Annotated in this window: 9 protein-coding genes and 2 pseudogenes; all 11 read right to left on the reverse strand. The window is 42.3% G+C overall.

The features are described 5' to 3' along the window. Positions 1–34: 34 nt before the first annotated feature. Positions 35–301 carry a TIGR04197 family type VII secretion effector gene (locus PROCOU_RS07015; RefSeq protein ID WP_036070880.1) on the reverse strand — a complete coding sequence of 89 codons (267 nt, stop codon included), beginning with the start codon at positions 299–301 and terminating at the stop codon, positions 35–37. 339 nt (positions 302–640) lie between these two features. Then, a complete protein-coding gene (gene rlmD / locus PROCOU_RS07020) occupies positions 641–2,005 on the reverse strand; it encodes a 23S rRNA (uracil(1939)-C(5))-methyltransferase RlmD (RefSeq protein ID WP_036070882.1) in 1,365 nt (454 codons plus the stop codon). Positions 2,006–2,067: 62 nt separating this feature from the next. Beyond that, the gene (locus PROCOU_RS16485) at positions 2,068–2,832 is read right to left on the reverse strand and encodes a hypothetical protein (protein WP_051994261.1); all 765 of its coding nucleotides are present in this window, start codon (positions 2,830–2,832) and stop codon (positions 2,068–2,070) included. A gap of 173 nt (positions 2,833–3,005) precedes the next feature. After that, the gene (locus PROCOU_RS07030; RefSeq protein WP_036070885.1) at positions 3,006–3,947 is read right to left on the reverse strand and encodes a diacylglycerol kinase; all 942 of its coding nucleotides are present in this window, start codon (positions 3,945–3,947) and stop codon (positions 3,006–3,008) included. Between the two features lie 244 nt (positions 3,948–4,191). Continuing rightward, on the reverse strand, positions 4,192–5,622 hold the full coding sequence (gatB, locus tag PROCOU_RS07035; protein ID WP_036070887.1) for an Asp-tRNA(Asn)/Glu-tRNA(Gln) amidotransferase subunit GatB: 1,431 nt from the start codon (positions 5,620–5,622) through the stop codon (positions 4,192–4,194). Positions 5,623–5,637: 15 nt separating this feature from the next. Next, positions 5,638–7,090, reverse strand: a pseudogene (gatA, locus tag PROCOU_RS07040) (Asp-tRNA(Asn)/Glu-tRNA(Gln) amidotransferase subunit GatA). 27 nt (positions 7,091–7,117) lie between these two features. After that, complete coding sequence (gene gatC / locus PROCOU_RS07045) at positions 7,118–7,411, reverse strand: Asp-tRNA(Asn)/Glu-tRNA(Gln) amidotransferase subunit GatC (protein ID WP_036070889.1); 294 nt, start codon at positions 7,409–7,411, stop codon at positions 7,118–7,120. A gap of 66 nt (positions 7,412–7,477) precedes the next feature. Next, the gene (locus PROCOU_RS07050) at positions 7,478–8,599 is read right to left on the reverse strand and encodes a CamS family sex pheromone protein (protein WP_036070892.1); all 1,122 of its coding nucleotides are present in this window, start codon (positions 8,597–8,599) and stop codon (positions 7,478–7,480) included. Next, positions 8,596–10,612 (reverse strand): annotated as a pseudogene (ligA, locus tag PROCOU_RS07055) (NAD-dependent DNA ligase LigA). The gene PROCOU_RS07050 and the pseudogene ligA overlap by 4 nt, the downstream one beginning before the upstream one ends. A 14-nt stretch (positions 10,613–10,626) precedes the next feature. Continuing rightward, positions 10,627–12,822, reverse strand: coding sequence for a DNA helicase PcrA (pcrA, locus tag PROCOU_RS07060; RefSeq protein WP_036070895.1), 2,196 nt, complete (start codon positions 12,820–12,822; stop codon positions 10,627–10,629). 71 nt (positions 12,823–12,893) lie between these two features. Continuing rightward, entirely contained in the window at positions 12,894–13,559 is a 666-nt protein-coding gene (gene pcrB, locus PROCOU_RS07065) for a heptaprenylglyceryl phosphate synthase (RefSeq protein ID WP_036070898.1), read from the reverse strand. Positions 13,560–13,771 lie beyond the last annotated feature (212 nt).

Raw genomic sequence — 13,771 nt, forward strand, 5'->3', positions numbered from 1 at the left:
TCATGTCTTTTTTTATTTGTCTAAGTGGAGCGCTTTACTCCACATGTCCCCCATCGCTTTCTCCGAGGCAACAAAAGCTTGTTCGACATTTTTTTAAATTTTGAACGTCCTTGTTAAAGGCTTCTGGCATACTTTTAATCATGTTTGCTGCGTCCATACTACTTTGTACTAATTGACGTGCAGAACTCGTTGAATATGACATCGTAGGGCTTAAATGGAATGATATATCATTGGCGCTATTGCTGATTTCTTTTGCGTGCTCCGATAACCGCCCACTTGGTAATTGGATTTTCTTCGACATTAACTTGCCCTCCTTTTCTAGTTGGATTGTCTGTGTGATAATTGGATCGTATTCTCTTATATCCTCTTAATTATACCATTCCATATGGTAATTAAAAACTGCTAGCAGAACATACGTAAAAACAGGATTCTCTTCTTCAGAAAATCCTGTTCTTCTTTATTCTACTATGATTCTTAACCAAACTCAGAAACAATTTACTTTTCTAAAATAAACTTTCTGAGCTGCGTGTCTATTATTTGATTAATTTTAAATGGCGGAAGTTCTTTACCATATTCTTTTTCAATAAAGCTCTCGCCCTATCAAAATTAAAAGTATTTAAAACTAAGGATTTCATTTCTATCAGTTTTTTAGTCGTAGCACCGTCACACACTCCACATGAGCGGTATGCGGGAACATATCAACAGGCTGAACCACCTTCGCCTCATACCCACCGTTCGTCAACACAAGCATATCCCGCGCCAACGTTGATGGATTACACGACACATATACAACCCGCTTCGGTTTCATTTTCAAAATCGTTTCGAGTAATGCTTCATCACAACCTTTACGCGGTGGATCGACAACGAGCACGTCCGCCACAATGCCATCTTTAAACCAAGCTGGAATAATCTCCTCGGCCTTCCCCACTTCAAAAGTCACATTATCCATATGATTTAACTTTGCATTAGCACGCGCATCTTCAATCGCTTGTGGCACAATCTCTACACCATAAACATGCTTCGCCTCTTTCGCCAAACAAAGTGAAATCGAACCAATGCCACAATACGCATCAATTACTGTCTCATCTCCTGTAAGTCCCGCCATACGTAACGCTTCTGCATACAAAATCTCCGTCTGCTCCGGATTTACCTGATAAAACGAACGAGCCGAAATTGCAAAAGAAATGCCATGAATCGTATCCATAATATACTCACGGCCCCATAAAACATCTGTACGGTCGCCAAAAATCACATTTGTATTCGCCGCATTCACATTTTGAACAAGCGATGTTAGGCCTGGAATCGCTGCCTGTAAGTCCGCAACGATCTGCTCTTTATTCGGAAAATTTGGCTTTGTCGTAACAATCACAAGCATCAACTCACCCGTTGATGTCGCAAAACGCGTCATCAAATGGCGCAGTACTCCTTTTCGAGTCACCTCATCATAAGGCTCCACATGATATTTCGCAAAAATTCCACGTGCCATCTGAATCGCCGCATCATTTTGCTCATGCTGAATCAAGCATGTATCCATATCAATAATTTGATGCGTCCGTTGCTGATAAAAGCCTGCAACCAACTTCCCATTCACAAATCCAACTGGAACCTGCGCCTTATTCCGATAGCGCCAAGGCTCTGCCATTCCAAGCGTCGGTAATACTTCCACATCCTGTTTCCCAATCCGTTTCATCACTTGCTCCACTTGTTTCTGCTTGACACGCAATTGCCCATCATAGCTCAAATGCTGCAACTGACAACCACCACACTGCGCATAAACAACACAAGGCGGTCTTACCCGGTCCGCGCTTTCTTTCATCAACTCGATAATTTTGCCAAATCCATAGTTCTTATTCGTCTTAATAACCTTAATTCGCGCCATCTCTTCCGGCAAACCTTGAGGCACAAAAATCGGATATCCATTTATCTTAGCGACAGCATTACCGTCATGTGTCAAATCCTCAAAAACAACATCAATACACTCATTCTTACTCACTGGAGCACCCATACTTGCCCTCCCTCTCATATTTCAACTCCTCACATTATACCAAAAAAAAGATAGGCGCACACCTATCTTTTTTCCTTAATCACATATTCCAATCCAACTGGTTGTGTGATTTCCTCATTGCTATTTCCTTTAAAAAAGGCAAAAGACGTTTTCTCAGCGCTAAAATGATACGCCAATTGTCTAGGGAAAGCTCTCACCGTTTCTCCAGCTACAATGTTAAACTCATCCTCTAAGTACTGACACTCTATTTTCGGATCGATTCCCAAAACTGGCGCAACTTTCTCAGCAAGACCGCTAGAATATTTTGTGTCTAACTTCTCGTTCACCTGTATCGGCATTCCAACTTCTGCGGTGAGTTCAAAACTTTTACCCGCAGTTTTGTCTAGTGTCCCACTCAAAATAGAATAACTCGTCAAGAAACCATCCACTTTGTCATGCGTATACTGAAAAGCAGCTGGATTCATTACTGTCGATACCTTATTCGCGAAAATTCGCACTCGAAAACGATCTATAGCTTGATATTTTGTATCCACTTTAGCCATTTTTGCTAAAACAGCTTTGTTCGTTGTGTCGAGAATTAAATCACCATTGCTCGCGATACTCGTTACTGTATCGTCGCCCTTAATTGGAAGAACTAAATTCGGCCCAATTGCAATGCTAGTGTTTGTTTTAATCCACGTTCTATTACTATCCATTAATTTCGCTTGATCAACAACAGGTGTCATTTCTTCCGCCTGTACATTCCAAAATATTAGAAAGGCTGCACCACCGACGGCTATGCATGCCAACAAACCAATAATAAAACGGCTTACACGACTGTTCTTCAAGTCGTAAACACCTTCTTCCTTATTTCTGACTGCCCACTGGAGGCTTCTGCAAGTATATCACATTTTACGAATTAATACAACTTCTTTACAAAAGTTACATTTATCGCGAAACATATTACAAAAACCGAATATCTCATAGTATTTCAAGAGACATTCGGCCACTATATCCTGTATTAATCAATCATTTCCATTTGCTTATTGTTTAAATCTGACGCTGGGATATCCGCTACATTAGCGAAAAACGAAATATGTTGGCGCAAGTTCTGGAATGTCATCGGTGTCTCACCACCAAGTTCACCGTCCAAATTAATTAACATTTGATCTTCCGAATGCACAATCACTTTCTCTGACTTCACATAAATAACATTCGGCTCTTTAATATGATCGCCTCGCAAAGCCAGTGTCACTAATCGAATAAATTCCGCCAAATTCACTTTTTTCACGATAATTAATGAAAATTTACCGTCATCCAACTTAGCATCAGGCGCAATTTTCTCAAAACCGCCAATTGAATTCGTTAGGCCCAGCAAGAAAAACATCGCTTCACCTTCAAAAACGCCATCATCATAGGCAACCTTGACTTGCGTTGGTTTCAAGGAAGGTAACATTTCAATGCCCTTCAAATAATAAGCCAGCTGTCCAAGCATCGTTTTCAAGCGACTTGGCACGTCATATGTCAGTTCGGTAATTCGACCACCACCACCAATATTAATAAAATACGTATCATTCGCTTTACCAATATCCATCGCAACGCTAGCGCCGTTTGCGATAATTTCTGTCGCTTTAATCACATCACGTGGAATTTTCAGCGCTCTTGCAAAATCATTTGTCGTTCCAGTCGGAATAATCCCTACTTTTGGTCGGTAATCCTGCTCCGCGATACCATTAATAACCTCATTAATCGTGCCATCGCCACCTGCTGCCACAACCAAATCATAACGATCCTCAACAGCTTTCCGTGCTTCGTTTTTGGCATCATTCTCTTCTGGTGTCGTTGCATGGGAACTCGTTATATAGCCTGCATTCTCCAATATAGTCAGCACATCAGCCAAGTTTTTCTTAATGATTTCCCGTCCTGATGTTGGGTTATAAATCACCCGTGCTCTTTTTTGCATAGTATATTCTCCGTCCTCTCAAATCTGAATATAAACGCTGTTACGCCCATCTCAGCCCCGAATACTTTTCATTATACCAAATTTCTACTCAAAAACCCATTTTGAAGACAGTTGATATGCAAAAAAATACCGGGAGCTAAATACGGCTCCCAGTAATATATAATGCCAGCGTGTCGATAAACGCTGAGGTTTGGCAAGAAATCATGTAAAGTAGGTTTATCTACAGTCTGATATATAATGCTATTTAACGCTTATTCATTTCATCCACTAAAATTTCATTAACCATCGTTGGATTGGCTTGGCCTTTCGTTGCTTTCATTACCTGTCCAACGAGAAAACCTACTGCACGATCTTTTCCATTTTTAAAATCGGTAACAGATTGCTCATTCTGGTCAAGGATTCCGGAAATAATACTACGAAGTTCACCAGCGTCAGAAATTTGAACAAGTCCTTTTGCTTTCACAACCTCCTCAGCATCCCCACCATTTGTAATCAGCTCACGGAAAACTTTCTTCGCGATTTTAGATGAAATCGTACCTTTTTCAATCAAACCAATCATGCCAGCTAGATTTTCAGGCGTTAATTTCGTATCAGCAAGTTCTTGTTGCTCTGCGTTTAGATAGGCCGAAACTTCACCCATCAACCAGTTAGATGCTTGTTTCGCGTCCGCACCTTTTTCGATTGTCGCTTCAAAGAAATCAGACATCTCTTTTGTTAGTGTTAAAACCATCGCATCATATGCTGGAAGACCTAAGTCAGCAACATAGCGCGCTTGGCGTTTATCTGGAAGCTCGGGAATTTCAGCACGAATGCGTTCTTTCCAAGCATCATCGATATATAAATCTACCAAATCTGGCTCTGGGAAATAGCGATAATCATCTGAACCTTCTTTAATACGCATTAATGTCGTCTTACCAGTTGCTTCTTCAAAACGGCGCGTCTCTTGCTCGATAATTCCACCAGCCATCAAAACTTCTGCTTGACGTTTGATTTCATATTCGATACCTTTACGCACGTTTGTAAACGAGTTCAAGTTCTTAAGCTCGGTCTTCACGCCGAACTCTTTTTGTCCGACTGGACGGATCGAAATATTAGCATCACAACGCATCGATCCTTCTTCCATTTTCACATCAGACACGCCGGTATATTGGATGATTGATTTAATTTTTTCGAGATAAGCGTAAGCCTCATCAGCTGTACGCATATCTGGCTCAGAAACGATTTCCACAAGTGGCGTACCTTGACGGTTAAGATCAACAAGTGAATAACCGTGTGATGTATGTGTATTTTTACCAGCATCTTCTTCTAAATGAAGACGGGTTACACCGATACGTTTCTTCTCGCCATTCACTTCCACATCAATCCAACCATGTTCGCCGATTGGTTTATCAAATTGCGAAATTTGGTATGCTTTCGGATTATCTGGATAAAAATAATTTTTGCGATCGAATTTCGTATGCTCTGCGATTTCACAGTTGATTGCCATCGCTGCTTTCATACCGTATTCTACTGCTTTTTTATTCAAAACTGGCAAAACGCCCGGCATTCCAAGGTCTACCACGTGTGTATTTGTATTCGGTTCAGCGCCAAAATGAGCAGGTGCCGGCGAAAAGATTTTGGATTCTGTTTTTAATTCTACGTGAACCTCAAGTCCAATTACTGTTTCAAAATTCATATGTCTCGCCCTCCCTTATAAACTTGGTTTTTCTTTATGGAATTCTGTAGCTTGTTCAAACGCGTGTGCGACACGGTAAATCGTTTTCTCGTCAAAGTAGTTACCAATCACTTGTAGCCCGACTGGCATGCCTTCTGAGAGCCCACAAGGAACCGAAATCGCTGGAAGTCCAGCCAAGTTAATCGGAATTGTCAACAAATCGTTCAAATACATCGTGATTGGATCGTGAATCAAACCACCAATATCAAACGCAACAGTTGGTGCACTTGGGCCGATAATCACGTCGTAATCAGCAAACACTTTCGCAAAATCTTGCTTAATCAACGTACGTGCTTGTTGTCCTTTTTTGTAGTAAGCGTCATAGTAACCAGAGCTTAAAGCAAAAGTTCCTAACATAATGCGACGTTTTACCTCATCACCAAAACCTTCAGCACGTGTTTTTTTTGTAAAGTTCTTCTAATGTATGCGCATTTGGCGACTGATAACCATAGCGTACACCGTCAAAACGTGCTAAGTTGGAAGATGCCTCACTGGAAGCTAGGATATAGTAACTTGCAACGCCGTACTCAGAGTGAGGTAAAGAAACTTCATCCCATGTTGCGCCTAAATCTTCTAATGTTTTCAACGCTTTTAGAACGGCTTCTTTCACACCTGGTTCCACACCTTCACCGATGTATTCTTTCGGTACACCGATACGCAACCCCTTAATATCTCCTGTCAAATGAGCCGCGAAATTCTCTACTGGTTGATCGATAGACGTTGAGTCGTATGGATCGACGCCGGAAATTGCCTCTAGCAAATACGCATTATCTTCTACTGTACGCGTAATTGGTCCAATTTGATCAAGCGATGAAGCAAAGGCAATTAAGCCATATCGAGAAACACGGCCATATGTAGGCTTCATCCCAACAACACCACAAAATGCAGCTGGCTGACGAATGGATCCACCCGTATCTGATCCCAATGAAAATAATACTTCACCAGCAGCAACACTTGCAGCACTACCACCCGAAGAACCACCAGGTACTTTGTTTAAATTCCACGGATTTGTCGTTGTATGAAAATAAGAATTCTCCGTTGAGGAACCCATAGCGAACTCGTCCAAGTTCACTTTTCCAATATTGATTGTTTGCGCGGCTTTCAATTTTTGCATGACCGTTGCATCGTAAATTGGATTAAAGTTCTCTAAAATTTTACTTGCAGCCGTTGTGCGTAGATTTTTCGTCACAATGTTATCTTTAATACCAATCGGAAGGCCTGCTAACATATTGTTCGGGTCAATCCCAGCATCTCCTAGTTCTTCCGCAACATCTAGCGCCTTATCGCGATTTAGTGTAATAAACGATTTTACTTTATCTTCAACAGCATCGATGCGATCAAATGACTCTTTCACAAGATCGTATGGTGCAATCTCTTTTTTTACAAGCTTTTCATGTAAGTCTTTTACCGAATGCTCAAATAATCCCAAATTAATTCCCTCCTGATATATCTAAAATTAGTCTTCCATAATCGTCGGTACTTTAAACATACCATCTTGTTGATTCGGTGCATTTTGTAATACTTTTTCGCGCGGTAGGCCTGGAATTGATATATCATCACGCAATACATTGGATACTTCAATCGCGTGTGACGTTGGTTCAACATCAGCCGTGTCTAACTCGCTCAATTTCTCCACCATATGAATAATGTTTCCTAATTGTGTTGCAAAGTTTTCAGCCTCTTGGTCACTTACTTCTAGGCGCGCCAAGTTTGCCACTCGTTCTACAGTCTCTTTTGAAATAGTTGTCAAAATTTTTCCTCCTTTTTAAATTGGAAGGAAGCACCGCGTGAATCGGTGCTCACCTTCCAAATTTTATCAATCAAAGATGTGTGCTGTTGGCGTGTCATCATTTGCCTTGCGCGTGATAAGCGCCGCAGTACCATCGGTTGTAGTAATATTAACCTGAATTGCCGCATTTGTCGAGAGATGTTTTCCAATTAAATCCGTCACATACTGCGTAAATCCGATAATTTCTGCCTCTCCATAAAATTGCAATGGGATATCAATATTAAGATCTGTCATCTCGCCGTCCTCATAACGAGCACGCCCTACGACACCTGTATAGTTTGGATAATATTTCTCGATGTCGGCTTTAAAATCTTCAAACGAAGTGTTATCCGTCTTGTGGTCTGATTTCGCGTCCGCAGAAGGCAACACATAACTCTTCTCATCGATTGTTTTCCATTTGCCAAGACTCGCGCCATCTGCATTAGCAAAAGCAAGAAAATTACCTGGCACAACGCCATCACGCTTTCCTTGTTTATAAATTGCAATCGTCACAGGTACAGAATCCAAGCCTTTTATCGCCCGAATCCGGCTCAAAACGGTCGTAGCCATCTCTTTACCTTGCGCCAATAATTGGCTATCAGAAATATTTTGCTCAAATGTCGCACCAAATTTCTCTTTCTGGTAATAATCCACAGAATTCATCGCAAGTGCAATCGAAATACCGCCCAGTCCTACTGTATCCTTGTCTGTCTTCTTCAAATAATTCTGTTCCAAAATATGTGCCAAATAAATTGGGGCACGCTGATCGCCATCCTTGCCGTTATCTTTCGGATTCAGACCATCCTTATTCTTATCACTTGAGCGATCTAACCACTTCGTTAACGTCTCCGTCGTCAAATATTGCCCTTCTTGAAATAGATAATCATCTGGTGAATAACTCTGCTGGGAAACTCGCATCAATCCAGATTCTAATTCATTAATATCATAGCGGGAGTTAATATTTGAAACGACTAACCCACGTGATTTACTCGCCTTATATGGTAAAACTGTTTTATAGTAATTCGCGGAAATCTGGTTTTTTGTCATAATTCCTGTTTCTGCTTGTTGCGTGTCTTTTTTCTGCACAACCTGTTCATCCGAATCGAGACTCGGGGCACAACCTGCAAGTAAAAGAGCGGTGCTAAGGGAAACGACTAGTAATTTTTTCATTTGTTTTGACCACCTTCATCTGGTAAATATTCCATTAATTTTTGCTCGCTCCATACTGGTATCCCCAGTTCTTCAGCCTTAGCCAGTTTGGAACCCGCATCACTTCCTGCCACAACAACGTCCGTATTTTTACTTACGCTCCCCGTTACATTTCCACCTAAACTTTCAATTAATGCCTTTGCTTCCTCACGCTTCAGATGCTCTAATTTCCCTGTTAAAACAACTTTCTGATTTGCAAAAACTAGCGCTTCTTCCGGCATTAATTCTAATTTTGGGCCTGTATAAATCATATTTACTTCGGCTTTTTCTAACTTCGCTAACAAATCATGTACTTCCTCATTCTCAAAATAAGCAACGACCGAGTCAGCCATCTTCTCGCCAATATCAGGCACCTCAATCAATGCTTCTTTTTCAGCGGTACGAAGCGCGTCCATCGTTTCGAAATACTGGGCTAAAACTTTCGCAGCCTTTGCGCCAACATGACGAATACCAAGACCAAACAGTAATTTCTCTAACGAATTTTCGCGGCTCTTATCGATGGAAGCTAATAAATTCTGAACAGACTTCTCGCCCATTCTCTCTAATTCTACCAGCTTTTCGCCCGAAAGGAAAAACAAATCTGCCACATCTGTAATTAATTTTTGTTCGAATAGCTGCACGACTACTTTTTCACCTAAACCGTCGATGTTCATCGCATTGCGCGAAACGAAATGAATCAAGCCTTCTTTTAACTGTGCTGGGCACTTTGGATTAATACAGCGTAGTGCCACCTCACCTTCCAGACGAACCAACTCACTCTCACATGTTGGACAATGCGTGGGCATTTGGTATGGCACTTGTTCTTCTGTTCGGTCTTCTGCCACCACTCGAATGACCTCCGGAATAATATCACCGGCTTTTTTTATCATCACAGTATCGCCAATCCGAATATCTCGGTCGCGAATCAAATCTTCATTATGAAGTGAAGCTCGACCAACCGTTGTCCCTGCCACACGCACGGGCTCTAAAATCGCAGTCGGCGTCACGACACCCGTTCGTCCAATACCAAGCTCGATATCTAGCAGTTTCGTTGCCAATTCCTCAGCTGGGAATTTATAAGCAATCGACCAGCGCGGTGATTTTGCAGTGAATCCAAGTGCTTGTTGCTGCGCTAAGCTATCTACCTTAATCACGATTCCATCGATGTCATAAGCAAGGTTTGCACGGCCTGCCGTCCATTCTTCAATGTATGCAAAAATTTCTTCTAGAGACTGACACAAGCGACGCTCCTTATTCACCTTCAAGCCCAAATTCTCCAAGCGTGCCAATCCTTCACTATGTGACGCGACACCCATATCGCCAAAATCCGCAACTGCATATAAAAAAAATATCTAAGTTCCGCGATGCAGCAATTTTAGTATCTAGTTGGCGTAGAGATCCTGCTGCTGCATTACGAGGATTGGCAAAAACCTCTAAGCCATCTTCTTCTCGCTTTTCATTTAGTTTTTGAAATGACTGTTTCGGCATGAACGCTTCGCCGCGAACTTCAATCGTGAACGGCTCTTTGAGTGACATCGGAATCGAGCGAATGGTTCGCAAATTCGATGTAATATCCTCACCAATCGTTCCGTCACCACGTGTTGCGCCACGTTTATACTTTCCTGCTTCGTATTGCAAAGAAACCGCTAAACCATCAATTTTGAGTTCGCACATGTAAGCGACATCATCTCCTACCTTCTCACGCACCCGACGGTCGAAATCCTGCAAATCCTCATGGTTAAAAGCATTGCCAAGACTAAGCATTGGCGTTTCGTGCGCCACCTTCTGAAAGCCAGCCAATACCTCTCCACCGACACGCTGTGAAGGCGATTCTGGTGTTACCCAGTCCGGATTCTTCTCCTCCAGCCCAATCAATTCGTGCAAGAGCTGATCGTAAAGAGAATCCGGAGCTGTTGGGTTATCCGCAACATAGTACTCATAGCTAAGCCTTTCCAGTTCTTTAATTAATTCTTCATAACGTTTTCTTTCAGCCATTTCGCTTCACCTACTTATACTTTTTCAACAGGCGCAAATTCCGCCAGCAATCGTTTTACTCCAGTTGGACTTGGGAATGCAATGTCAAGCTCCATGTTGCTCCCCGTTCCTTTCACGCTGACAACCGTTCCGACGCCCCATTTCTTATGGCTCGCCTTATCGCCAACTGTCCACGCCTCTTTCTCAGCGCCTGATGAACTATAGCCAACAACTGATTTACTGTGCATCGATGACTTCGCAAACGGCACCTCTTTCAAGCTATTCTCGTGTGCCATTTCAATTAAATCATCTGGAATTTCATCAATAAAACGTGATTCTTTATTCGCCGTCGAACGACCATACAACATCCGCGAATACGCACTCGTCATGTAAAGCTCTTCTTCCGCACGCGTAATCCCAACATAAGCCAATCTACGCTCTTCTTCCATCTCATCTTCCTCAAAAAGCGCTCGACTATGTGGGAAAATTCCTTCCTCGAGTCCAACTAAAAAGACAACTGGAAACTCCAAACCTTTTGCTGAGTGTAGCGTCATGAGCGTCACAGCACCGCGTGACTTGTCCTCTTCGTCCAGTTTGTCCACATCCGCCACAAGTGCCAAATCTGTCAAAAAGCTGATCAACGTCTTGTCCTCATTTTCCTTTTCAAAGTTTTGCGTCACAGATAAGAACTCGTCAATATTCTCTAAACGTGTCTGCGCCTCAATTGTCCGCTCATTTTCTAGCATCGCGCGATATCCCGATTTCTCAAGTACCTGCTCCACCAGCTCCGTCACTGACAAATAATCTTGCATTTGCGTAAAACCTTTAATCAAATCATGAAATTCTATCAATTGTTTCGAAATCTTCGCCGATAATCCGACCATCTCAATTCTGTCCAGCACCTCAAAAACAGTTAGATCGTAAGCCGTAGCCGTATTTGCAACTTTATCCATCGAACCTGCGCCAACACCGCGCTTTGGCACATTAATAATCCGTGCCAAACTAATATCGTCGTCATTATTTGAAATCAGACGCAAGTAAGCCAATAGGTCCTTGATTTCCTTGCGATCATAGAACTTCGTGCCACCAACCATCTGATACGCCATATTCGACTTCATGAAGAATTCCTCCATCACACGCGACTGCGCATTTGTCCGATAAAGAATCGCGAAATCTGATAGCGGGCGGTTCGACATCTTAGCTTCCTCTTGAATTTTTGCAACGACGTACGCAGCCTCTTCTTTTTCCGTTAACGCCTTATGATAGAAAATTTTCTTACCTTCATCATTATTCGTCCATAGATTCTTCGCCTTCCGGTTACTATTATTCTCAATCACCCGGTTCGCAGCCGCCAAAATCCGCTTAGTTGAACGATAATTCTCCTCTAACAAAATCGTTTGCGCATTTGGATAATCTTTCTCAAATGACATGATATTCGTAATATCCGCTCCACGCCAACCATAAATTGATTGATCCGAATCCCCAACAACACAAAGATTACGGAAACGCGCTGCCAACAACTTTACTAAAATATACTGCGCATGATTCGTATCTTGGTACTCATCCACATGTATATATTGGAACTTCCGCTGATAAAATTCCAGTACATCCGGCACACGCTCAAACAACTGAATTGTCACCATAATTAGATCATCGAAATCAAGGGACTGATTCTTTTTTAGTTTCTTCTCATATTCCACATATACATCCGCAACCATCTGATCAAAAAAGCCAAATGCTTCCTTCTTGTATTCTTCTGCATTCATCAATTCATTCTTGGCATTACTAATCGCCGCCAGAATTCCGCGCGGCTCAAATTTCTTCGTATCGACATTCTTATCCTTCAAAATACCTTTAATAACCGAAATCTGGTCCCCGCCATCCAAAATTGTAAAATTACGATTAAAACCAATACGCTCAATATCCCGGCGTAAAATCCGTACACACATCGAGTGAAATGTCGAAATCCAAATCGATTCCGCTTCCGAACCTAGCAAACCACCAACACGTGCCTTCATCTCTCGCGCAGCCTTATTCGTAAACGTAATCGCTAAAATATTGTAAGGATTCACTCCACGCTCTTTCATCATATACGCGATACGATGCGTCAAAACACGCGTTTTCCCACTTCCGGCCCCAGCCATAATCAAAAGCGGTCCTTCCGTCGTTTCAACTGCCTTCTTCTGTTGTGGATTCAATCCTTTTACTAAATCTTCCGCATTTAATTGCATTTTATCCTCACACCGCCAATACAAACATTTGTTCTTATTTTAACTTTTTAAACAACCGAAAGCAAGTGATATTACCTTATTGCACTCGCCGTTTCCAACGCCTGTTCAAAATCTTCATACAAAACATTCCCAACGATAATCACATCCGCGATTTCAGCCATTTCACGTGCTTGGGCAACCGTCCGAATACCGCCACCATACCAAAGTTTCGTGTTAACGAGCTCCGAGCGCGCCGCCTGCAACATTCGTTTATCCCCAAAAACACCACTATACTCGACATAAAAAATCGGCAGTTGCAACATATTTTCAGCAATACTAGCGTACGCAGCCACATCGCCCTCTGTTAAATTCGTGTTGGCCTTTGCAAGGTTGGCCGCCTTCGCATCCGGATTTAATATACAATATCCTTCCACCAAAACATGCGGCCATGGAATAAAATCACCATATTGCTTTACAATCCTGTGATGTGCGCCAAGTAGCCATTCCACATCTGTCGTATTCAACACCATTGGAATCAAATACTCACTCGCACCAGGCATAACCATCGCCTCATCGCTTACCTCCATAAAAACCGGTAAGTCCCATGTTGCAAAAGAGCGAAACAACGCTTGCACCGCACCCACCTGCAAACCATCGGACCCCCCGATAATAAAGCCATCCGTACCAGACCGAACCAACCGATCCACAGCACCATCCGGCAACACTTTCGCAGGATCCAACTTAAATAAATGTCTCACTATCAAGCCCCTCCACCATCAAAAACGAACTTTTTCCATCCATGAACTTACATACGAACTAGCGTGGTGCGACAAGTGTTCAGATTCTAGGCAAAGCCGAGCACCGAAACGGAGCGTACGACTGTACGAGAGTATCGGAGCACAGGCTTTAACGACGAAGATGAATACTTGTCGCGCCACGCGCCACCTACAGTATAACATTTTTAGACGTA

The sequence above is a fragment of the Listeria rocourtiae FSL F6-920 genome, assembly GCF_000525975.1.
Taxonomy (GTDB): Bacteria; Bacillota; Bacilli; order Lactobacillales; family Listeriaceae; genus Listeria_A; species Listeria_A rocourtiae.